Source organism: Flavobacterium sp. FlaQc-49, assembly GCF_044005985.1.
Classification (GTDB): domain Bacteria; phylum Bacteroidota; class Bacteroidia; order Flavobacteriales; family Flavobacteriaceae; genus Flavobacterium; species Flavobacterium cupriresistens.
The window spans coordinates 414,693-438,520 of sequence record NZ_JBIPCS010000002.1 but is presented as its reverse complement, the minus strand read 5'-3'; the positions used below and the strand labels follow the sequence as shown (position 1 = coordinate 438,520).

Here is a 23,828-nt window from a genome sequence, read left to right as displayed (position 1 = left end):
TGCCTATATGAATTTTGGGATGTAAATGATCAGTCCTATTGCGATCGCTGTCATTGCGGCAAAAAATACCGCTCCGGCAGCAATATCTTTAATAAAACCGATTCTTTCGTGGTAATTTGGGTGAATAAAATCAGCTACTTTTTCTACAGCAGTGTTTAAACCTTCTACGCTTAATACAAGACCAATTGCTAAGGTCTGAAAAAGCCATTCTTCATGAGAAATATGAAAATAAAAACCGGCAATAGTCATTAGTATTCCTAATGAAAATTGTACCATAACACTGTGTTCGGTAGTGATTAATTTTAAGGCGCCTTTAAAAGCGTAAGTTACGCTTTTAAGTCGGCCTTTAACAAATGTATTGTCTTTTTGGAATTCCATTCTGTGATTTATAGTGCTGCTAAAGCGGCTTCGTAATTTGGTTCGTTTGCAATTTCAGCAACCTGTTCTGTGTGCGTAATTTTTCCATCAGCATCTACAACGATAATGGCTCTTGAGTGTAAACCGGCTAATGGTCCGTCAACGATTTCTAAACCATTGCTTTTACCAAAATCACCTGCTTGAAAATCAGATAAGTTAACCACATTTTCTAATCCTTCAGCACCACAAAAACGTTTTTGAGCAAATGGTAAATCTCTTGAAATACATAAAACGGTAGTATTTTCTAAAGTACTGGCGCTTTCGTTGAATTTTCTAACAGAAGTCGCACAAGTTCCTGTATCTACACTAGGAAAAATATTTAAAACCAATTTTTTACCAGCAAAAGTGCTCAAAGAAGCTACTGATAAATCGTTTTGTACTAATTTAAAATCAGCTAGTTGTGAACCAACTGCTGGTAATTCGCCTGAAGTATGAACCGGATTTCCTCCTAATGTTATTGAAGCCATGATTTTTGTTTAAATTAATGAGGTTCAAAAGTAAGGATTAATATTTGAATGTAAAAGTATTTGTTATGGGTTGTGGGAACAATAAAATGAGCCCTTCGACTTCGCTCAGGGGGACAAACGGGAGATTTTAGTTTTTCGGAATGTCAGTCTGAGCGAAGTCGAAGACCTTTTAAGTGATAAAGCCCTTCGACTCCGCTCAGGAGGACAATGATGGTGTTTTAGATTTTATGTGTGTCAGTCTGAGCGAAGTCGAAGACCTGTTAAGTGATAAAGCCCTTCGACTTCGCTCAGGAGGACAATGATGGTGTTTTAGATTTTATGTGTGTCAGTCTGAGCGAAGTCGAAGACCTGTTAAGTGATAAATCCCTCGACTCCGATCAAGGAGACATCGGTTGTGAATTAACTGCAAAACAATGTTATTAGATTAAGATTGTAGACGAGGACTAAACTGTGACTGACTACTGAAACTGAATACTAAAAAAAGAGGGCATAAAAAAAAAGTGCTCCCTAAATTAAGAAAGCACTTTTCAGTCATGTTTTTTGTTTTTTTTGAGAGAGGCCGACTATTTGTCGATAGAACCCAGGACACGTTTCATGAACGCGTTTAGAGCTTCTTTTTTATCTGTTCCCTGAACTACCATTTTATGTACTTCTAACGCACCATACATGTTAGAAATTAGTTCGCCAATTACATCTAATTCTTCATCTTTTAGGGATGGAATTTCGGTCATGGCCTCAAGAACTTCAATCGTTTCGATGATGTAATCCTGATCATTTTCTTCTATAAACTGCGTTAATTGTTTTATTACGGGTAATTTCATGTTTTGTCTGTTTATTCGTTAAATCGATTGTTTGTTAAATCAATTAAACAATTTCGTTCACTAATTCGATTAAAACTTCTTGTTTGTTGGTTTGTGTTTCGTTTACCAATTTACCGTTTACAAAAGTGGCAAAGGTTGGTAAGTTACTCACATTAGCCAATTTTCTGGATTCCGGAGAATTCTCAGCATCAACCAAAACAAAAGTGATAGCGTCATTTTCTGTTGCTAATTTTTTGAATTTTGGTTTCATAATACGGCAGTTTCCACACCATGATGCTGAATATTGTACTACTACCTTTTCGTTTTTAGCAACTAAATCTGCTAACGTATCTTCGTTTAAGTCGATTAACATATTGTTTTTTTTAAATTCCAATGTTTTAAATTCCAAATTCCAAATTTTTAGGGGGGAACTTTGAACTTTGATTATTGAAATTGTTATTGAATTTTTGTGAAGGGAAATCTGTGGATTTAAAACCCAAATTCCAATTTACTATAAAACTGATTTATATCCGTTGGAATTTGGAATTTTAAAAAATTTAGAATTTAATATTCTTAGTTTGCGCTTAAGTATTCAGCAGTACTAAGTCTGTCAGCACTCATAGCTTCTTTTCCGGCTTCCCAGTTTGCAGGACAAACTTCACCTTTAACTTGAATGTGAGTATAAGCGTCAACCATACGTAAATATTCGTTTACGTTACGTCCTAATGGCATATCGTTAACACTTTCGTGGAAGATTTTTCCAGTTTCGTCAATTAGGTAAGTAGCTCTGAAAGTTACGTTTGAACCTTCGATGATTACTGAATCAGTTTCTTCGCTGTATTCTGTAGCATCGATATCTAAAATACCTAAAATGTTAGATAAGTTACGGTTTGTATCAGCTAAGATTGGGTAAGTTACACCTTCGATTCCACCGTTGTTTTTTGGAGTGTTTAACCAAGCAAAGTGTACTTCGTTTGTATCACATGAAGCTCCAATTACGATAGTATTTCTTTTTTCAAATTCTGGTAAAGCAGCTTGAAAAGCGTGTAATTCAGTTGGACATACAAAAGTGAAATCTTTTGGGTACCAAAACAAAAGTACTTTTTTGTTGTTGTTTACTGCTTCTTCAAAAATGTTGATTTTTAAATTATCACCCATTTCTGAGATAGCATCTACTGCAATACTTGGGAATTTCTTTCCTACTAAAGACATATTTTTCGTTTTAAATTAAAAATTTATTTCGGTGCAAAAGTAGGGTATAAGTAAGAGTGTTTGCAATAATATGTAATTATTAATATTTATTAAGTGATAGGTTTTTGTTATTGTTTGAATTGGGTGCTTTGTAAGTTATTGAATGTCAATATTTACGGGTAAGGTTCCATTGCAAGCGCCGTTTTCAAGAATTTGCAATCCTGCGATTTTTTGAAATTCTTCAAAATCCTGATACGCCTGAACAAGTCCTGAAGCTTTCGAAAGATTAGGAATAACAGGCAAAACATACGGATTACCGAAAACATAAAGAATACATTTTTTGGTTTGAAGCAAATCGGAAAGTAAAACGATTACTTCGTCATTTATTTCGAAATTGTTCATTGGTTTTGCTTTCGGAACAAATAAAGAAATAAGTATGGTTTCAAAACCTTCCAGTTCTTTTTTAATCGAAGCGGTATTAGAATCTTCTGAATTTTCAAAAGCAAATTCGGGAGAAGCTAATTTTGAATTTAGGGTTTTAAAAAAGCTGTTTTCTGTATTTTTATACAAACTCAATTTGGCTAATTGGTTGTTTTTCTTTGATTCGAAAACCTGTTCCGTATTCGAGGTATCGATGATTTTGGTCAGGCAATTTGCTGCAATTTTGGTATTCAAAACAGCTGCTTTTTCGAAATCTAATTCACCGTGAGCAAATTCTTTTTCAGATAAGATTCCAACCTTCTCTTTACATTTCAAGATTCGGTTATAACTTTCTTCGATGCGTTCCGGACTAGCTTTTTTTAAGATTTCCTGAATTCCTTCGGGAACATTTTCAGCAAAACACAAAACATCGTTTCCGGCGTTAAAAGCTTCCCATTCCAGTTCGCCTTTTGTTTCATATAGTTTTGAAACGCTGTGCATATTTAAGGCATCCGAAATGACTAATCCGTCGTAACCCAATCGATCGCGCAAAAGCGTTTCGATAATAGGTTTTGATAAAGTGGCCGAAGTATCTTTTCCGTCATTTAAACTAGGAACAGCCAGATGTCCAATCATGATGGAGTCGACATTGTTTTCGATTCCTTTGATAAAAGGGTATAATTCGTTTTCCAGTAATTCTTCTAAACTCTCCTTTAAAACTGGTAATCCTAAATGCGAATCTACATTGGTGTTTCCATGTCCCGGGAAGTGTTTCAGACAACCTAGAATTCCAACATCCGACATTCCTCTTAAATATTCCAGCGCAAAATGGGCCACTTTTTCTTTGTTTTCACCAAAAGAGCGGTAGCCAATGACCGGATTATTCGGATTGTTGTTGATGTCTGCCAAAGGCGATAAATTATAATGAATTCCGGCAGCTTTAAGGTCTAACCCAATTTGTCTTCCAACTTCATAAACCAGCTCTGATTTGTTTTCAGGCAAAGCACCTAACGTAATCGCATAGGGGTATTGAGGTGTTTTTTCGATGCGCATGGCCAAACCCCATTCGGCATCAATACTGATTAAAAGTGGAGTAGGAGCGCATTTTTGATACCGTACAATTAAGGCTTTAATTTTTTCGTAGCTGTCGTCGTTAAAAACAACCTTTTTCTTGCTTTCATAATTCGTTGCAGCACTGGCACGACTGTGAAAAAAAGTCAGTCCTCCAATGTTGTGTTCTTTTATTAAACGTTCGGTTTCCTGAATGTTTTCTTCGGTATCGTTTATAAAAACGGCAGGGAAAAAGAATTGTCCCACTTTTTGTTTTAAGGCTTCAGCTGTTGTTTTCATTGTTATAAAGTCTTTTTCATGCAAACACTATTCTCCATTTTCTCGTACGGCGGATAATTTGGAGTTATCGTATATTTTTGTTTTTGATATAAGGCAATTGCTTCAGGCTGGTTTTTGCCTGTTTCCAGAATGGTGTACTTGTATTGTACTTCGGCAGCCCAAGTCTCCAATTCTTTTAAAATGATAGAAGCAATACCTTTTTTTCGATGTTCAAAATGCACATACATGCGTTTGATTTCCACGGTATCATTGGTTTTTTCTCTAAAAGCGCCACAAGCTACGGCAACACCATTTTCATAATAAACGATAGCATGTTTTATGGTATCGGTTTTATTAAATTGATTGTAAAAAGCATGGTCTTCTCCATCTCTTATTTTTAAATCCTGATCTAATAAAACGACCAGTTTTAAGAAATCAGCATCATCTGAATCGGTCCTTTTTAAGCTATTCATGATATAAGTACTGTGAAATTTATTCTTACTTTAGCTTGCTTTTCTTTTGTTTGGCAAGCTGCGTTTTGGTATGTACTGCTTTTTCTAATCGGTTTTTAAATCGAAAGAGTTTTGGCAAACCTTCTAATCGGTCTTCGATGGTGATTTCTTCAAAAACAATAATTGCTTTTTCTAAAATCCGAATTTCGTTTTCAATGTCATTTTGGTTTTTGTAGATCGTGGCCAATCGATCGTAAGGATGATTTCCTTTAAAGCCTTCCGCAACATTTTCTTCGTATAACTCAACTGCTTTTTCAAGATTTCCTGTTTTCTCGAACTCAGCTCCTTTTAGATTGCGTTCGGACTGCAAATTCGCATTGGTTTCCATAGGTAAGATGTTTGATTTGGGATTAAACTTCTTCAGCTTTTTTCCCAAAGTCTTTCGGGAAAATTAAAAAACGTGATAAAATAAGACCTGGAATAGTGGCGATAAAAACCCAAATAAAGAAGTTTTGATAGCCTAAAAATTGTTGTATATAACCGCTTAGCATTCCCGGAAGCATCATTCCTAATGCCATAAAACCGGTCGCAATTGCATAATGTGAAGTTTTAGATTCGCCCTCAGCAACATGAATTAGATACATCATGAAACCGGTGAAACCAAAGCCGTAACCAAATTGTTCCAATACAACTGTAATGCAGGTATAGAGATTTAGAGGGGAGTTTATTTCAAAAAAGTAGGCGTTTATATGCAGGTGAAAAAGTTCTTCGGGTTGAAAATGTGCTAATCCGATAAAACCAAGTATCGGCAAATGCATGGCCAGAAACATCGGAAGCATCCATTTGGTGAGGCCGTGTTTAGAAATGGCAATTCCACCTAAAATTCCACCTATTGTTAAAGCAAGAATTCCTAATGTTCCATATATAATTCCAACAGATTCGGTATTCAAGGCCATTCCGCCTAATTTTTTTTCATCTAATAAAAAAGGACTTAACATTTTAAGGAGTTGTGACTCGCCTAAACGAAATACGAGAATAAAGGTCAGTACCAGTCCGATTTGTTTTTTCTTAAAGAAACTGGCAAATACAGAACCGAAGCTTTTTTCGTGTGCTTCTTTAGCCGTTCCTGCCGTATTTACTTCACTATTTGGTGTAAAAATAAAATTGTATGCTGTAATAAAAGCCATTAACAAACCTACTGCAATCATGGTATACGACCACGCTTTAGTATTGTCGCCGTATTTATTTTCCAGATGCCCCGCAAATAATACGATTAAACCGTTTCCGGCTAACATGGAGAGTCTGTAAAAAGTACTTCTGATTCCGAGGAAAAATGACTGTTGTTCTTTTGGTAGCACCAACAAATAGAATCCATCGCTGGCTACATCATTCGAAGCAGAAGCAAAAGCTGCAACCCAGAAAATAGCCAAACTCATCAGAAAGAAGTGATTTAACGGAATGATAAAACCAACCAATAAAAAGGCAAGTGAAATAACAAATTGCATGGCTAAAAACCATTTTCGTTTTGTTCCGTGCAGGTCGATAAAAGGGCTCCATAAAGGTTTGATTACCCAAGGCAGGTATAATAAACTGGTATAAAGACCAATATCTTCATTGCTGATCCCTAAGTTTTTGTACATCAGTACCGAAACAGAGATAATTACAGCGTAAGGCAAGCCCGACGCAAAATTAAGAAGTGGAATCCAAAACCAGGGTTTATTATCTGTTTTCATTTGGTTGAGCTGGGGAATAGATTTTAAATGTCTTTTTTAAGTCGATTGTGGTTGGGGTACTTTCGTTTGCAAAATAATCAATAAATGTCACAGCACAAGCTTTATACTGATTCATTTTTTGAGCCAGTACAGAGAATGTAATTTGATTATCAATTTCATGAACCGTTATTTTATCCACAATTTGAGTGGCATCATTGGTATTGATTTTCGAAATATGATCGGCTCCGTAAAGCACCATATAACGGACTTTTGTGTTGAGTGGCGATTTGATAGAAAACGTATAAAAAGAGCTGTCTTTTACAAATTCAGTCACAACCGGAATATCGATTACAATTCGTTTTAAATTCGGAACAGCCGGTGGAAGTGCCGGATATTTGTATTGATTTTCTTCTAATAGACGTACGATGTCAAAGTTTTTACTAGTGAACCATTTGGCGCTGAAATAGGCACTTCCGGTTACGTTTTTGTAGCTTCTGGCAAAATTAATCTGAGTTGGAATTTCATTGGCAAAATTCCAGCTTTTATCAGCATCGCCTCTGATTTTATAAGACGCGTGACCAATATAAATCGCTGTATTGTTAGAGTTTTCAGACCACCATTTTACTAATTTTGAGTAAGAAGCTCTCGAGTTATTCATACTCCAATACAATTGCGGCATGATGTAATCGATCCATTTTTGATCCATCCATAAAACAGGATCAGCGTACAAATCATCGTAATTAGAGGTCGATTGCGTATCGGAACCTTTTGGATCCTGAGATTTGTTTCGCCAAACCCCAAACGGACTAATTCCGAATTGAACCCACGGTTTGCTTTCTTTAATTGTGGTAGAAATGGTGTGCACAAAATTGCTCACATTGGCACGACGCCAATCGCTAAGACTTAAACCTGCGCCATATTTTTTGTACGATGCGGCATCGTTAAATGTTTTTCCGGGAACGGTGTACGGGTAGAAATAATCATCAAAATGAATGGCATCAATATCATATTTATCAACCACTTCTTTCACGACTTTAGTCAAATGTGACTGCACTTCAGGCAATGCAGGGTCATAATAGATTTTTCCTGCGTATTCAATCATCCATTCCGGGTGTTTGAAGACGTCGTGCGTTGGACTTAAAAGTTTTTTGTTTAAGTCGAAAGTAGCACGATAGGGATTCAGCCAGGCGTGAAATTCAAAACCTCTCTTATGCGCCTCTTCAATCATCCAGGCCAAAGTATCGTAATACGGGCTTGGTGTAACACCTTCTTTACCTGTTAAAAAACGCGACCAAGGAGCCAGTTCTGAAGGGTAAAAAGCATCACCAACGCTTCTGATTTGTACAATTACGGCATTGAAATTTAGTTTTTTATAAGTGTCTAAAATTTCAAGATAATCTGCTTTTTCTTTCTCAACATTGTCCGTATTTGTTTTCGGCCAGTCAATGTTTACCACGGTTGCAATCCAGACTCCTCTAAATTCGTTTTTGGGGTGCATTGTTTTTTCTTGAGAATTCATCGTTCCTCCAAAGAACAATAAAAACAAAATAGAGTATATGAAGTGCTGGTTTTTATGCATTTTAATCTTTTTTAAACAGGTACCAAAAATAGTTTTTTTAGATGAGTATAAGAAATTATAATTAGAGGATATTTATCGGGTGTTTTTTGTTGTTTTTTATACTTTTAATATTCTTTTGCACTTGTCAAAAACATACAAAATTCAAAATCAAGAATTGAATGTTGCTTTTATTTGACGGAACAATGGAATGAGTTTTTAGTTTCTATTTTAAATTAATCGCGGTCGGAGCACTTTCGTTTGCGGCATAATCGATAAACGTCACAGCACAAGCTTTATACGGTTTCATTTTTTTGGCAGGTATCGAAAATGTGATTTCGTTATTAACTACATGAACCGCTATTTTGTCAATAATTTGGCTGGCATCATTAGTATTGATTTTTGAAACGTGTTTGGCTCCGTAAACTACCATATAACGAACTTTAGTATCCAACGGCGATTGAATTGAAAACGTATAAGCAGCGCTGTTTTTCGCAAATTTATTTACAGTCGGAACAACAGTGATGCTTCTTTTTAAATTCGGAACAGCAGCCGGAAGTGCAGGATATTTGTATTGGTTTTCTTCTAAAAGACGGGTGACATCGTAGTTTTTACCGTTGAATGATTTTGCGCTGAAATAGGCACTGCCATTTATATTTTTGAATTCTCTTAAAAAATCAATCTGAGTTGGGATTTCAGTAGGAATGTCCCAGCTTTTATCAGCATCGGCTTTAATTTTATAAGCCGCATGACCAATGTAAATAGGGGTTTTGTTCGAATTTTCTGCCCACCATTGCACTAGTTTCGAATAAGAAGCTCTCGGATTGTCCATACTCCAATACAATTGAGGCGCGATATAATCGATCCAATTTTGATTCATCCATAAAACAGGATCGGCATATAAATCATCGTAATTGGTTGAAGTCGTTTGTGTATCAGAACCTTTCGGATCGACTGATTTATTGCGCCAAACCCCAAAAGGACTAATGCCGAATTGCACCCAAGGTTTGCTCGCTTTTATGGTGGTGGAAATCGTGTGTATAAAATCGCTCACATTCTTACGGCGCCAATCGTCAAGAGTCAAGCCCGATCCGTATTTGTTAAAAGAATCGGTATCGTTGAAAACTTTTCCGGGAACGGCGTATGGGTAGAAATAATCATCAAAATGAATGGCATCAATATCATAGGTATCGACCACTTCTTTTACGATTTTGGTTAAATGCTCCTGAACTTCAGGTAATGCTGGATTGTAGTAGATTTTATCGCCGTATTCAATCATCCATTCGGGATGTTGGAAAATGTCATGAGTAGGACTCAAAATTTCTTTGTTTAAGTCGAAAGTAGCACGATAGGGATTCATCCAGGCGTGAAATTCAAAACCTCTGTTATGCGCTTCTTCGATCATCCAGGCCAATGCATCATAATACGGGTCTGGGGGAACACCTTCTTTACCGGTTAAAAAACGTGACCAAGGAGCCAGTTCGGTCGGATATAAAGCATCACCAACACTTCTGATTTGCACAATTACGGCATTAAAATTTAGTTTTTTATACGTCTCTAAAAGTTCAAGATAATCTGCTTTTTCTTTTTCGACATTGTCGGTGTTGGTTTTGGGCCAGTCAATGTTTACAACGGTTGCGATCCAAACACCTCTAAATTCGTTTTTAGGGTGGCTTGTTTTTTCTTGTGAATTCATTGTTCCTGCGAACAACAACAAAGAGAAAATTGAAAATAGAAGGTGCTGTTTCTTATTCATTTTACTGTTTTTAGGGAGCTATATTAAACTATAGTATTACGGTATTAAAAGTATAATTTTCATTCAGTATTATACTTTTAATATTTTTTTGTTTTTGTAAAAAAGATATAAAATACCGTGCCAGATTAAAACATAGATCAAAGCTCCGGCGAGAGATGCCATCATAGGGTTGGAGAAAAATGGTGCGATCCAAAATTCGTATAAGTAACGTTGAAGATTAATTGTTTCGCCAACGAGTTTTGGATTTGGAAATTGAATCATGGCCAAGGAGCGCGGAATAATACCTGATGCAAAAAACACCAGCATTGGATTAACGCCCCACATCAGGAAAGGTTTAGTTCCTTTTTGTATTTTTTTGATGTCGATAATGTAGTATAAAATCGTGAGGAACAAAGTAGCGAGACCCGCAGTAAATAAAACATAAGAGCTGGTCCATAATGATTTGTTAAGCGGAAAAACAAGAGACCAGAGTAATCCTGAAACGATTAAAAGGAAACTAATAAGGCCCATTTTTTTAGCTTTTTCATTTTGAGATACAGAACTGCCGAGAGTTTGCCCAATTACAACACCCAATAAACCGGTGGCGATGGCTGGAAGTGTACTTAAAATTCCCTCAGGATCCCAGGTTTTAGTAGCGATGTACATGTGATTTTCGAGAAAGAGAGTATCAATCCAAGTTGCTAAATTGGTTCCGGCGTTCAGATTGGGATGACCCATTCCGGGTACGGGAACGAGTGTCATAAGAGCCCAGTATCCTAAAAGAAGTAGAGCAATAATACTAAACTGTGTTCTCGTTGAAGTTTTCAAATAGAGTATTGTAGCGAAAAAATATACAATTCCAATACGTTGTAATACCCCCGGAAGTCTTACTTGGGCAAAAGAAGTTATACCGCTATAAGCTAAAATCAAAAAGGAGCTGAAAAGAACCAAAGCGAGAATCAGTTTTACTTTTGCAGAGAAATTGCCCATTAAAGCATAACCCACGGCAAAAGTCAGCACTAGTCGGACTACTAACAACGAAATTCCGGTAAGTCCCAAGAATTCGATACTATTGAAAAAATTTAAAAACAATCCCAAACAAATGATTCGTAAGGAACGGGTCAGGATTTTTTCGAACATTTCTCCATCGAATTTCTTCATTGGAATCGCTAACGGAATCGCTGCTCCCATTATAAAAACAAAAAAAGGAAAAACGAGATCGGTCGGTGTACAACCGTTCCATTCGGCGTGCAATAATGGCGGGAAAACAGTAGACCAGCTCCCCGGATTATTGACAATGGTCATCATTAATACGGTGAGTCCTCTTAATACATCAATCGAAATTAGGCGTTCTTTCATTAGAATATTTTTTTACTGCTTATTGTTTACTCACTGGCTGTGATTATTTTTTTAACACATAGACTCATAGTTTTACATAGCTTTAAAAAAGAGCTATGTCTCTATGTGTTAAAAAATTATATGCAATAGCGAATCCGTACAAACCATCCCTAATCAGGAAATGAAATCTTCCCCATAGTAACAGAAGGAATTCCTTCCTTAGTCCCGAAATCGAAAGCTTTCCCCGAAACCGTTTCATTAGCCAAAACAGCAAACAAAACCGCCTCTTTAGCATCACTCGGAATTCCTAATTCATCGCTTTTATGAAACTGACAAGGCAATAATTCTTTCAACCATTTCACTAATAACGGATTATTAGCTCCTCCGCCGGAAATATAAATTTTAAAATCCTGAATTTTATGAGTCGTATTTTTTACTGAGATTTGAATAGCTTCAGCAATAGTTTCAGCACTAAAACGAGTTAAAGTAGCTAATAAATCCGGCACGGTAATCTGATTTTGACCACTTTTGGACAAAGCCATTTCAACATAATGATAACCAAAAAGTTCAGGGCCAATTGTTTTTGGAAATTCCTGACGGAAGAATTCGTTGTCTTTTAAATGAACTAAAAGGATCTGGTTTACGGTTCCTTGTTGGGCAATTTCGGCATCCTTGTCGTAACTTTTTTCAGGATAATTATGCTTTACAAAAAGGTCGATTAAAGTATTTCCGGTTCCGGTATCGGTTACAAAAGCTTCGTCGGCATTTAGAGAGGCGGGCAGGTACGTAAAATTGGCAATGCCGCCCATGTTGAGCATAATACGATTTTCACCCTTTTCCCCAAATAAAAAGTAATCCCCATAGACAGCCAATGGCGCACCTTCTCCGCCTGCTGCTATATGTTTTTGTCTAAAGTCAGAAAGTGTTATGATTCCTGTTTTGACAGCTATGTGATCCCCATCGCCAATTTGTAAAGTGGCATTGGTGAATTTTTCTTGTCGGTGCAGGAATTTCGGAGCATGCAAAACCGTCTGTCCGTGTGAGGCGATCAAATCAACGGCACTTGAAGCAATGTTCCATTTTTTTAAGGAATCGTTGATCATTTGAGCATGTAAAATGCCGATCCATTCATTCAGTAAAATCAGGTGTTCAAAATCGATTGTTTTTTTAGCAAAAACTTTTCGGATTTCAATTTTTATATCCTCGGTATAATCTACCGTTACAAATTCACGCAACTTAACAACAGTCTCTTTTCCGCTTCCTGAAATTTTGCATAAAGCAATATCGAGCCCGTCCAGAGATGTTCCGGACATTAATCCGATAATGGTACGCGTTTCTTTCTGTGCAATTTGGTAGAGATTACTGATGTTCTGATTCATTACAATTAAATTTAAGGGAGCTGTTTTTGGGTTGAATTTGCAAGGACTAAAATTAGATTATTTTGCTGTTAATTGGTCTAAAAGTATATTTTTTCGCTTGATTTTTTACTGGTGAAATAAAGTCCGACATAAGTGATTAGAGCATTTACGATTATCAATTCATTATCAAAAACATAACCGAAAAGGGCTTTAGAGTTTTCACTTAATAAATACGTCAAGATTGGAGCCAGTATACAGAACCAAGGCACTAATTTGTCGTTTACGATTCTGTTTTTTTGCAATAATCCAAAGGCATACAAACCTAATAATGGGCCGTAAGTATAAGAAGCAGCTTTGAAAACTAAGGCTACAACCGAGCTGTCATTAAAAGAATTCAATACAATAATGACCAAAAAGAATAAAAACGCAAAAGTCAGGTGAACCAAATGTCTGCGTTTTACATTTTTAGGATTTGAAATGTTTTCAGATTTGTCCATTCCTAAAAAGTCAACGCAAAAAGAAGTAGTTAAAGCGGTTAAAGCAGAATCCGTTGTAGCAAAAGTGGCCGCAACAATTCCTAATAGAAATACGAAAGCGGGAACTATTGACAGATGATTCAGTGCAATTTCAGGGAAAAGCAGATCCGTTCTGGGTTTGTTTGTCACCAAATCCAGCGGTACTGTAATGCCGTTTTTGTCCGCGTACATATACAATAAAGCTCCCAAACTTAAAAAAAGAAGGCTGATCGTAACAAAAATAACCGTAAACGTGTACATATTTTTTTGTGCCTCACCGATGTTTTTGCAACTGATGTTTTTTTGCATTAAATCCTGATCAAGCCCAACCATAGCAATCATTATAAACAATCCACCTAAAAATTGTTTGGCAAAATGATATTTGTTTGTCAGGAAATCATCAAAGAAAAATGTTTTGGAATAATTACTGTTTCGAATGGCGGAAATCGATTCAAAGGCTGTTAAATCCAAACTGTTTAAAACAAAATAAATGGTAATAAAAACAGAAGAGACAAGGAAGAACGTTTGCAAGGTATCGGTGATAATGATGGTTTTCAGACCGCTTCTGTAGGTGTATAAAAAAACAAAAGCTAAACCTGAAAAAACAGTAACCGGAAACGGAATGTGATAGTAGTCAAAAACATAGCGTTGCAATACAAGGATAACCAAATAAAAACGCAAAGCAGAACCAACGGTACGACTTACCAAAAAAATGGAAGCTGCGGTTTTGTAACTGTTTGGTCCCATTCTCTTTTCGATATAACTGTAAATCGAAGTAAGGTTCATTCGATAGTATAACGGAAGCAATACTTTGGCGATAATGATAAGACCAACGGCTTGCCCCATTATAAACTGAAAATATTTGAATTGTTCTCCGTTTGGCGATCCAACTTCACCGGGAACAGAAATAAAAGTAAGTCCCGAGAGCGAAGTCCCGATCATTCCAAAAGCCACTAAGTACCATTTGGAGTTTTTATTCGCTTTAAAAAAAGAGTCATTGTCTTGTCCTTTTTTACTAATGGTATGCGATATAAAAAACAAAAGACCAAAATAGACTACGATAAAAATTAGAATTGTACCTGATGACATCTTTTAGGGGGTGTTTGTGAGATTGTTATATTTTGTTGTTTGCTAATAAAACGGCTCGTACACTTTTGTGTTCTTGAAGTAATGTCGCAGCCAAATCATATTCGATGTTTAGCTCCTCCATGATCATTTTGATGGCTCTTTTTACCAGTTTTTCGTTAGACAATTGCATGTCTACCATTTTGTTTCCTTTTACCTTTCCTAATTTAATCATGACCGAAGTTGAGATCATATTAAGAGCTAATTTCTGAGCTGTTCCGGCTTTCATTCGGGTGCTGCCTGTAAGGAATTCCGGTCCTGTAACAAGTTCAATCGGGTAATCGGCTTCGCGGGCAATAAGTCCCGTGCTAGTGCAGGAAATGCTTCCCGTTTTGACCTTGTTTTCTTTTGCTTTTTTAAGACCGCCCAATACGTAAGGAGTGTTTCCCGAAGCAGCAATTCCGATAATAAAATCCAAACTCGAAATCTGATATTTTTCCAGATCTTTCCAGGCCTGATTTACATCATCTTCCGCATTTTCAACCGCTGTTCGAATAGCGGTATCACCACCGGCAATAATACCAATGATCATGTCGGGCGGAACACCAAAAGTAGGAGGGCACTCAGAAGCATCTAAAACACCAATCCTGCCCGAAGTTCCGGCGCCTATATAAAACAATCTTCCGCCAAGTTGCATTTTTTTAACAATGGCTTTTACCAATTTTTCAATCTTCGGAATTTGTTGTTCTACAATTTGAGGTACTTTCCGATCTTCCGTATTAATGTTCGTAAGCAGTTCCAGAACACTCATTTGATCTAAATCTTGATATAATGATTCTCGTTCCGTTTCAGGGTTTTTATCTTTCATACTAAATGAATTAAATTTAGGGAATAAAAGCCAAGGGAATTCGTTTGAAATGCCTTGGCTTTTTGAGTATTATATTGCCGGATCAGCAGGAGTGTTGGTATTGTTGTTTCTTTCCGAATCCGGATAAGGATACCAATTACGATTTCTTTCGGCTCCGGTAAGGCCGGCTCCCGTACGATTGAATCTTCTGCTGTCTTCCAATTTTAAACTTGACATGTACATTTCGATACAACGGTTTCTGTAGATTTGTTCCAAAACTGCGTCTTTGGTAACCGCTCCGGCATAAGGAGGTAAGTTGGCTCCAATTCCGTAAGCATCTGTTGCGGTGGTTTTTGTCAAAACTTTATTTAATTCGATAATGGCTTGAGGGACATTGTCTTTTCTTGCGTAGGCTTCCGCTTTTAGAAGCATCATTTCTCCGGGTAAATACACCGGAATCGCTTTTGTATTAGTATCAAAGAATCCTGTAGCCACCGTAGGATTGGAACCCGGTTTGATGTAAAAGTTTAATCTTTCGTCTGAAGCATTAGGGGTCAGACTAGCCGGTAATCCTAATGTTAAATTAACCGGTTGAAAAACATTGTTAGTCGTAATTGAAATAAAAGCAATCGGATTGTTGCTGATGACATCAAATCCGAAAACCGATTTTACGTTTAAGTCAACCAATCCGGCATATTTTAAAGCATTATCATTATCGCCTGTCATCATATACATTCTGGCCAAAAGCGCATAAACGGTATTTTTATAATTGATTGTATTGACCAAACCTGCAAAACCTGTTGCTTTGTCTAAGGAAGGTTCTGTAGCTTTTAAATAGGCAATTGCTGCATTTAAGACTTCGGTTCTGGTGTTGAAAGCCGCATTTTTTTCGGTTCTCAAAGGAACGTTCTGAAAATACTGTACCAAGGTAGAAAGTGCTAAAGCTTTAAAAATAGAAGCATGCACCAAGACACTTGCTCTTTCTGTTTCTGAAGTCAGCACATTCAAGTTGTCGAGTATTTTTTGCGATTCAGAGTTTATGATGAGACATTGTGACCAAAGGTTATTTACAACCGTGTTTTTGGTTGATAAAACTTCGCCACCGATAGAAAGTTCTCCTTCATCAACATTTCCGGCATTTAGTAATCGCAATTCCAATGTAGTGAATCCGTTGCCTGTTACGGTATTGTACACAGGGCTTATTCTGTCAATTGTCCAAAGTTGTTGTAAGCCATTTGAGGCGCCGATAATTCCGTCTCGGGTACTTAAAACCATGTTTTGTGATGGTTTTGTCGGGTCTAAATACTCTTCGTTGCAACTCGTAAAAAGCAGGGTAAGACTTAATATAGGGATGAATATCTTTTTCATGATGTTTTCTTTTTTAATTAAAATTGAAATTTCAATGCTACTGAATAACTGCTCGGAATTGGCACCGTACCAAAGTTGTACTTCGCTACAGAAGACTGTCCGCCGGAGTTGGTTTCCGGATCAAAACTGGTAAAATTATCCCAGGAGATTAAGTTTCTTCCACTTGCAGTTACCGTCAAATCATCAAAAAAGCTATTCAGTTTTCCAAATGAATAATTAAGCGAAACCTCTCTTAGTTTCAGATAGCTTCCATCAACAACTCTGAATTCTTCAATATTATAAACCGACCAGATATAGCCACGAGGCAATTCGCCATTAAGTTCTTGTGCTACAATGGTTCCTGATCCTACACCTTGTCTGGTTCTGTAATCGGCATCAAATACATCACCTCCCTGAACCCCATCAAAAAGAATCGAAAAACCGAATTTTTTGTAGTTTAAATTCGCTCCAAACGAAATGATATAATCCGGATTCGGATCTCCGATTTCTTTGTTTAAAATTGTCCCCTTTGGTTGTCCTGAAGGATCACGCTGTGGTGTTCCGGTATTTACATCTCCTTTTTCGGTTTGTGGATAGCCGGTTGGTGTAAGTAATAAACTTCCGTCCGGATTTCTGGCAAAATAAGTGCCGTAGAAAATACCAATTGGTCTGTTCATTTCAACAAAAACAGGCGCTCCGGCAAGGTTGCTGTCCAGTTTAAAACGCTGTTGAGGTAATCCGGTTACCTTGTTGCGGTTCGTGCTATAATTAACGAATACGCCAACAGTCAGGTGTTCTTTTTTGATAACATCGTATCTAAGATTTAATTCAAAACCTTTATTGTTCATTTGACCAATGTTCTGAATTGTATTGGTTGCTCCTTGTGAAGCCGCCAGTTGCACCGGTAAAAGTAAATCTTCGATATCGGCATTATAGTAGCTAAAAGATAAGTTTAAACGATCTTTTAAGAAACCAAAATCCCCGCCGACTTCATAAGTAGCACTTCTTTCCGGTTTCAAATCCAGGTTTCCTTGTTTGAAGCCTTCGAGTGTAAAGGTGGTGTTACCAAGAAGTGTTCCTGTAGAATAGTTCGTAAAACGCGCATAAGGTCTGATCGCGGTTAAACTTCCCGATTTTCCCCATGAAGCTCTCAAACGGGCCGTACTCAGTACGTTGTCTATGTGCTGCATAAAAGGCTCGTCAGAAAGGACATAACTCAAACTCGCTTTTGGATAAAACTGAGACCTGTTGTCTTTAGAGAAAATAGTCGAAGCATCTTGTCTTCCTGCCAAAGTAAGGTACAGTTTTTCTTTGTATCCAATTGTTTCCTGTAAATAGTAACCCCATAAATTGTATTTGGACTGACTGGCGCTTGGTGAACCTGCGATTAAAGTGTTAAAAGCATTAATGGATTCAACAAAAGGTTTTAAGTTTCGACCTTCAATAGCAGCGAAGTTGTCTCTGTAAGTTTGAATGTTGTAACCTCCAAAAGTGGTTGCTTTCCAGTTCGAATTAACGTTCCAAACATATCTTAAGTTCAAATCATTATTAAACTGAACCACTCTGTTAGTAGCTTCCGAAACATAACCATCGTTGTAATAAGCAGGATTGACCACATAAGGGTATCTTGGGATGTACACATTTCCTCTCTGATTGTAATTGTCAATACCAAAAATCAAATCGGCATTGAAGTTTTTAAAAGGAACATAGTTCAATTGCAAATCAGAAATAATACGATCTGTATTTTGTTTGATTTTAAAAGTCTCTATAATTGACAAAGGATTAATTCTGTTTGGATCTACAGCCAATAAGTCCCCGTTGTTGTCTCTCTGATTGATATCATAGGTGTTGTTTGTAATATTTATGGAGTTTATTGGACTCCAAAAAACGTTTCCATCCGGTTTTTCATTCGAAGCCGAATTCACATAATTTAAACCCATTGTAGCCGATAGTTTAGAATTAAAGTCATGTTTTAATCTAATCTTGGCGCCACCTCTTTTAAAATCAGTGTTTTTTACGATTCCTTCGTTTGTCAGATAGCCTAACGAAGCAAAGAATTTCGTTTTTTCGTCACCACCCTGAGCAGAGAAATAAGTATCTGTACCAATTCCGGTGGTGAAAATATCATCTTGGTAATCGTAACGTTGTACGTCTATCGTTCTGGTCTCTAAATTTCTGCTCAGTACATTTACGGTAGTTGGACTTGCCGGATTTCCCTGAATTGGGAACAGGGCAGGAGAGGCGTTTACGAATTGTTTGTTAGATAGATTTACGTCTACTTTTTTGCGTATGGTATTAGAAGTTAAACTGGTTGAAAAAGTATATCTCGTTTCTCCTGCAACTCCCTTTTTGGTCGTGATAAGAACCACTCCATTTGCCGCTCTTGACCCATAAATGGCTGCCGCAGCACCACCGTTTAAAACTTCAATGCTCTGAATGTCGTTCGGATTAATATCTGCCGATCTGTTTTGACCAATTTGCATGTTCGAGTTACCTGTCGTAACATTTAGATTGGTAACGTTTGTTGTGGCATTGTTTAATACCACACCATCAATAACATATAAAGGATCTGAAGAGCCTAAGATAGAAGACGTTCCTCTCAGTTTGATGCTAAATCCTCCCGCAGGATCTCCCGAGTTTTGAGAAACCTGGGCTCCGGCAATTTTACCTTGCAGGGCAGTAGATAAACCTCCGGGTTGTGCCTTTACTAAATCTTCTGCTTTGATACTGGTTACGGCATTTCCAAGTTCTTTTCGGGTTGCACGTACGGTTGATCCTAAAACTACAACTTCAGAAAGTGTGTTGAGTTCCTCTTTCATTTTGATGTTTAACGAAGTAGTGGCTGAGGTAACTTTAATTGTTCTTGAAGCAAAGCCAATAAAACTGAAAATCAAATTGTCATTTTCGTTTGCCGCAATGCTAAATTTTCCGTCTAAATCGGTGACTGCACTTTTGGAAGTTCCTTCAATAAGGACCGTCACGCCGGGTAAAGGAAGGTTGTCGGTTGTACTTATAATAGTACCGGTTACCGTTTTCGTCTGTGCAAAAAGTGGCTGCGCAAACAAAAGAACTCCAAATAAAATAAATAGTAGTTTTTTCATTTTAAGGTTTTTTGGATTGGTTAGAGGATTGAAATGTATAAATTATTTCGGTAAATTGCAAATTTATGCGTGAAATTTTGTTTTTGTGTAAGATAATGCATAATAATGCAAACAGTTTGTGATTTTTTTATATCTTTACATTCCCTTTTTGATTTAAAAGAGACTTTTCTTTTAAGAGGATTCTAATAGACTAAGTTTTATATTTGAAAAAAAATCAGAGTACATGTTGAAACGAGAAAGACATCAGTATATCATGGATAAATTTCAGGAGACTGAAAAAATTAATACCATCGACCTTGCCATTGAACTTCATATTTCTGAGGACACCATCCGAAGAGATTTTAATGAACTTCATAATAAAGGATTGATTAACAAAGTATATGGTGGCGCTTTTCTGGTGAAATGCAACTCCAAAAACGTTTTTGACATTGCCATAATCAACGAAGAAAAGAAAATAGTTGTAGGCCAAAAAGCCTTGCCTTTTTTAAAAGAAGGACAAGTAATCATCATGAGTGGTGGAACTACAAATCTGTCTTTTTGCAAATTAATTCCAATAGATTTTTCGGCTACCATATATACATACAGTCTCCCAATCGCGATGCAATTGTCGCAGCACCCCAATATTGAACTGATTTTTATCGGTGGAAAACTGCAGAAAAACGCAATGGTAACCATTGGTATCGATGTGGTACACGTTTTGTCTAAAATCAAAGCTGATATTTGCTTTCTGGGCGTCAGCAGTATTGATGAAAATCAAGGACTTACCGAAATGGGCTATGAAGTATCAGTAGTTAAAAAAGAAATGATCAGAGTTTCTGAAAAAGTGATTGCCATGGCAACCTCCGATAAAATTAACGGAAAAATGATGCACAAAGTCTGCGGCTTAGAACAACTGCATGCCGTAATTACCGATTTGAATCCCAAAAGCCCTAAGGTTAAAAACTTTGTTGAGGCCGGGGTTACTGTTTTGTAGGTTTTTATGGTGCTGAGGTGTAGAGGGGCAAAGTTTTTTTAACGTAAAATAAAGCAAGTGTGCAGCTTGGAAACTTGGTTTTGCGCGTTAAAAATTTGTTTTTAATGAAAAAAACTCAGAACCTCAAAAAGAAGTATTTTTGTAGTTTAGAATAGATAATAAATCAAGATTTTATGTCAATACATAAGGAGTTGCAGCAATTAGCAGAATCATTAGAAGGTACACTTTTATACGATGATCTTCATAAAACGCTTTATTCGACCGATGCTTCGGTGTATAGAATGAGACCAAAAGCGGTGGCATTACCTAAAACCAATGAAGATATAAGTAAGCTGATTCGGTTTGCGGCGCGACATAATGTTTCGATTACGCCCAGAACTGCCGGAACTTCTTTGGCAGGACAAACGGTTGGTGACGGAATTGTGGTAGATGTTTCTAAGAATTTCACGAAGATTCTGGCTTTTGATCCGATTAAAAAAACGGTTACCGTACAGCCAGGTGTGATTCGGGATGAATTGAATTTATTTCTAAAACCTCACGGTGTATTTTTTGGTCCCAATACTTCGACTTCAAACCGATGTATGATTGGCGGAATGGTTGGGAATAATTCGTCCGGAACAACTTCGATTCGATATGGGGTAACCCGTGATAAAATTGTAACTATTAGCGCAATTTTGAGTGATGGTTCCGAAGTGGTTTTTAATGAAATTACCTCCGCAGAATTTATCGAAAAGACCAAAGGTGATACGTTAGAAAATAAAATATACAAAAATATTTTCGAAGAACTCTCCGATAAAGCGGCACAGCAGGAAATTATAAATGAATTTCCGAAACCTGAAATTCACAGAAGAAATACGGGCTATGCAGTCGATCTTTTATTGAAATCGGATTTGTTTGGAGGAACAGAACCAACTATTAATCTGGGAAAACTGCTTTGCGGAAGTGAAGGAACTTTAGCTTTTACCACGCAAGTCACGCTAAAAGTAGATGATTTACCGCCAACGCAGAATATTATGGTGGTAGCGCATTATCACAGCATTCAGGAATCTCTGGAATCTGTTGTAGTGGCAATGAAACACCATTTGTACACTTGCGAAATGATTGATGATATTATTTTAGAGTGTACCAAAACAAATAGAGAGCAAGCTAAAAACAGGTTTTTTCTGGTGGGAGAACCAAAAGCGATTATGATGTTTGAGTTGGCTTCTCACAGTATGGAAGATGCAGAACTACAAGCAGAGGCACTAATTGCCGATCTGGCGAAGAATAATTTTGGTTATGCTTCTGTGAAAATTTATGGCGCAGATATAGATAAAGTTGTTGATTTACGAAAAGCAGGTCTTGGTCTTCTAGGAAGTATTGTTGGTGATGATAAAGCAGCCGATTCTATTGAAGATACAGCGGTAGAATTGAGCGATTTGCCCAATTATATAGCCGATTTTACGGCCATGATGGAGAGATATGGACAAAAAGCAATTTATTATGCACATGCCGGAGCCGGAGAATTGCATTTGCGTCCTGAGCTTAATTTAAAGAAAAAAGAAGACTTGGTTCTTTTTAGAACGATTGCAACCGAAGTAGCTATTTTGGTAAAGAAATATCGTGGTTCCTTGAGTGGTGAGCATGGCGATGGTATGGTGCGAGGAGAGTTTATTCCATTTATGGTGGGAGAAAAAAATTATGAGTTGTTGAAAAGGCTCAAATTGGCTTTCGACCCCAATTCAGTTTTGAATATCGGGAAGATTGTAAACGCTCCTAAAATGGATGAAAATCATCGTGTAATTTCAGGCAGAGTAGAACCGGATATTAAAACGTTTCAGGATTTCTCAGACAGTTTGGGGATTTTGCGTGCTGCCGAAAAATGTAACGGTTCCGGAGACTGTCGAAAATTACCATCGGCAGGAGGAGCAATGTGTCCGAGTTATCGCGCCACAAAAAATGAAAAAGAAACCACACGTGCCCGAGCCAATGCACTGAGAGAATATTTGACGTATTCTGAAAAAGAAAACAAATTCGATCAAAAAGAATTATACGAAGTTTTTGAGTTGTGTGTGAGCTGTAAAGCCTGCGCCAGTGAATGTCCAAGTAATGTTGACGTGGCAACCTTGAAAGCAGAATTTTTATACCAATACCAAAAAGCCAACGGATTTTCGACCCGAAATAAGATTTTTGCCCACAATGCAAAATTGAATAAAATGGGAAGTGTCTTTCCGTCGATTACGAATTTTATTTCGAATCAATCTTTGGTCAAAAAAAGCATGGGTATTGCTCCCGAAAGACAAGTCCCATTATTAGCAAAAAAAACGTTCAGGAGATGGTACGACAGTCAGAAATCAAAAGGCAATGATTTTCCGAATGGGAAAGTGTATTTGTTTAATGATGAATTTACTAATTATTACGACGTTAATATCGGAATCGATGCTTTTGAGCTCTTAACAAAATTAGGGTATGAAGTTCTGGTTGTAGCTCATGAAGAAAGTGGCAGAACGTATCTGTCTAAAGGTTTCCTCGAAGAAGCCAAAAAGATCGCCAATATAAATGTTGGGATTTTTAAAGAGTTAGTTTCAGAGAATACACCGTTAATCGGAATCGAACCTTCGGCAATTTTGACTTTTAGAGACGAATATTTACGTCTGGCAGATGATAAAGAAAGTGCTGCTAAAGTGTCCCAAAATGCATTTACAATTGAGGAATTCTTTAAAAAAGAAATTCTAAAAGGGAAAATTACAGCCGATTCCTTTTCGGAAGAGAAAAAAGAAATCAAGATTCACGGGCACTGTCATCAAAAATCATTGAGTTCAATAGAGGCAACTTTTGCGATGCTGAATCTGCCGAAAAACAATCTGGTTACGATTTATAATTCGGGTTGTTGTGGTATGGCGGGATCTTTTGGTTACGAAAAAGAACATTATAAAGTAAGCATGCAAATGGGAGAAGACACGCTATTCCCAAAAGTACGCTCAACGGCCGAAAATGTAAAAATAGCCGCTGCAGGAACAAGTTGTCGCCATCAAATCTACGACGGAACAAACCGGGAAGCACAACATCCGGTGAGTATTTTGAAGAGTTGTCTGAAGTAAAAAAGTTAGACACGAATTGAACGAATTTACACGAATTAAAATTTTTTAAATTCGTGATGAGAAAATATTTTGCCACAGATTTAAAGGATTAAAAAGATTAAATAATCTGTGTGAATCATTTTAATC

The 23,828-nt window shown here is 37.1% G+C and carries 20 protein-coding genes; 3 read left to right on the top strand and 17 right to left on the bottom strand.

Features of this window, described 5'->3' with window-relative positions; all coding sequences use genetic code 11:
• Positions 1-3: 3 nt before the first annotated feature.
• Both ACHRV3_RS05110 and tpx read right to left on the bottom strand, forming a co-directional pair.
• A complete protein-coding gene (locus ACHRV3_RS05110; protein ID WP_047778207.1) occupies positions 4-378 on the bottom strand; it encodes a diacylglycerol kinase family protein in 375 nt (124 codons plus the stop codon).
• An 8-nt stretch (positions 379-386) separates the two neighbouring features.
• The gene (gene tpx, locus ACHRV3_RS05105) at positions 387-884 is read right to left on the bottom strand and encodes a thiol peroxidase (RefSeq protein WP_047778209.1); all 498 of its coding nucleotides are present in this window, start codon (positions 882-884) and stop codon (positions 387-389) included.
• Positions 885-1,148: 264 nt separating this feature from the next.
• Here tpx and ACHRV3_RS05100 point away from each other — a divergent pair, with 264 nt between their 5' ends.
• Positions 1,149-1,307 carry a hypothetical protein gene (locus ACHRV3_RS05100; RefSeq protein ID WP_395433551.1) on the top strand — a complete coding sequence of 53 codons (159 nt, stop codon included), beginning with the start codon at positions 1,149-1,151 and terminating at the stop codon, positions 1,305-1,307.
• A 140-nt stretch (positions 1,308-1,447) separates the two neighbouring features.
• Here the strand turns inward: ACHRV3_RS05100 and ACHRV3_RS05095 are convergent, their stop codons facing one another.
• The 15 genes from ACHRV3_RS05095 to ACHRV3_RS05025 all read right to left on the bottom strand — a co-directional run bounded on the left by ACHRV3_RS05095 (position 1,448) and on the right by ACHRV3_RS05025 (position 19,649).
• The gene (locus ACHRV3_RS05095; RefSeq protein WP_017495510.1) at positions 1,448-1,705 is read right to left on the bottom strand and encodes a DUF6952 family protein; all 258 of its coding nucleotides are present in this window, start codon (positions 1,703-1,705) and stop codon (positions 1,448-1,450) included.
• A 43-nt stretch (positions 1,706-1,748) separates the two neighbouring features.
• The gene (locus ACHRV3_RS05090; protein WP_047778212.1) at positions 1,749-2,057 is read right to left on the bottom strand and encodes a co-chaperone YbbN; all 309 of its coding nucleotides are present in this window, start codon (positions 2,055-2,057) and stop codon (positions 1,749-1,751) included.
• 200 nt (positions 2,058-2,257) lie between these two features.
• Positions 2,258-2,896: a peroxiredoxin gene (locus ACHRV3_RS05085; protein ID WP_047778213.1), complete on the bottom strand. Its 639-nt coding sequence runs from the start codon at positions 2,894-2,896 to the stop codon at positions 2,258-2,260.
• A gap of 135 nt (positions 2,897-3,031) precedes the next feature.
• A complete protein-coding gene (locus ACHRV3_RS05080) occupies positions 3,032-4,645 on the bottom strand; it encodes a glycoside hydrolase family 3 protein (protein ID WP_395433550.1) in 1,614 nt (537 codons plus the stop codon).
• Between the two features lie 2 nt (positions 4,646-4,647).
• Entirely contained in the window at positions 4,648-5,097 is a 450-nt protein-coding gene (locus tag ACHRV3_RS05075) for a GNAT family N-acetyltransferase (RefSeq protein ID WP_395433549.1), read from the bottom strand.
• 25 nt (positions 5,098-5,122) lie between these two features.
• Positions 5,123-5,464, bottom strand: coding sequence for a hypothetical protein (locus ACHRV3_RS05070; RefSeq protein WP_230004925.1), 342 nt, complete (start codon positions 5,462-5,464; stop codon positions 5,123-5,125).
• Positions 5,465-5,486: 22 nt separating this feature from the next.
• On the bottom strand, positions 5,487-6,809 hold the full coding sequence (locus ACHRV3_RS05065) for an MFS transporter (protein WP_395426811.1): 1,323 nt from the start codon (positions 6,807-6,809) through the stop codon (positions 5,487-5,489).
• A complete protein-coding gene (locus ACHRV3_RS05060; RefSeq protein ID WP_047778220.1) occupies positions 6,796-8,367 on the bottom strand; it encodes a glycoside hydrolase family 10 protein in 1,572 nt (523 codons plus the stop codon). The genes ACHRV3_RS05065 and ACHRV3_RS05060 overlap by 14 nt, the downstream gene beginning before the upstream one ends.
• 202 nt (positions 8,368-8,569) lie before the next feature.
• On the bottom strand, positions 8,570-10,099 hold the full coding sequence (locus ACHRV3_RS05055) for a glycoside hydrolase family 10 protein (protein WP_395433548.1): 1,530 nt from the start codon (positions 10,097-10,099) through the stop codon (positions 8,570-8,572).
• Between the two features lie 69 nt (positions 10,100-10,168).
• Positions 10,169-11,437, bottom strand: a complete 1,269-nt coding sequence (locus ACHRV3_RS05050; protein WP_395433547.1) for an acyltransferase family protein — start codon at positions 11,435-11,437, stop codon at positions 10,169-10,171.
• A gap of 149 nt (positions 11,438-11,586) precedes the next feature.
• Positions 11,587-12,795, bottom strand: a complete 1,209-nt coding sequence (locus ACHRV3_RS05045) for an anhydro-N-acetylmuramic acid kinase (protein WP_395433546.1) — start codon at positions 12,793-12,795, stop codon at positions 11,587-11,589.
• A gap of 77 nt (positions 12,796-12,872) precedes the next feature.
• Complete coding sequence (locus ACHRV3_RS05040; RefSeq protein ID WP_395433545.1) at positions 12,873-14,378, bottom strand: sodium:solute symporter; 1,506 nt, start codon at positions 14,376-14,378, stop codon at positions 12,873-12,875.
• A gap of 25 nt (positions 14,379-14,403) precedes the next feature.
• Entirely contained in the window at positions 14,404-15,222 is an 819-nt protein-coding gene (gene murQ, locus ACHRV3_RS05035; RefSeq protein ID WP_230004931.1) for an N-acetylmuramic acid 6-phosphate etherase, read from the bottom strand.
• Positions 15,223-15,291: 69 nt separating this feature from the next.
• Positions 15,292-16,569 (bottom strand): RagB/SusD family nutrient uptake outer membrane protein, encoded by a 1,278-nt coding sequence (locus tag ACHRV3_RS05030; RefSeq protein ID WP_395433544.1) that lies wholly within the window; start codon positions 16,567-16,569, stop codon positions 15,292-15,294.
• 17 nt (positions 16,570-16,586) lie between these two features.
• The gene (locus ACHRV3_RS05025; protein ID WP_395433543.1) at positions 16,587-19,649 is read right to left on the bottom strand and encodes a SusC/RagA family TonB-linked outer membrane protein; all 3,063 of its coding nucleotides are present in this window, start codon (positions 19,647-19,649) and stop codon (positions 16,587-16,589) included.
• A 223-nt stretch (positions 19,650-19,872) separates the two neighbouring features.
• Here ACHRV3_RS05025 and ACHRV3_RS05020 point away from each other — a divergent pair, with 223 nt between their 5' ends.
• A complete protein-coding gene (locus tag ACHRV3_RS05020) occupies positions 19,873-20,622 on the top strand; it encodes a DeoR/GlpR family DNA-binding transcription regulator (RefSeq protein WP_395433542.1) in 750 nt (249 codons plus the stop codon).
• Between the two features lie 173 nt (positions 20,623-20,795).
• Positions 20,796-23,702 carry an FAD-binding and (Fe-S)-binding domain-containing protein gene (locus ACHRV3_RS05015; RefSeq protein WP_395433541.1) on the top strand — a complete coding sequence of 969 codons (2,907 nt, stop codon included), beginning with the start codon at positions 20,796-20,798 and terminating at the stop codon, positions 23,700-23,702.
• Positions 23,703-23,828 lie beyond the last annotated feature (126 nt).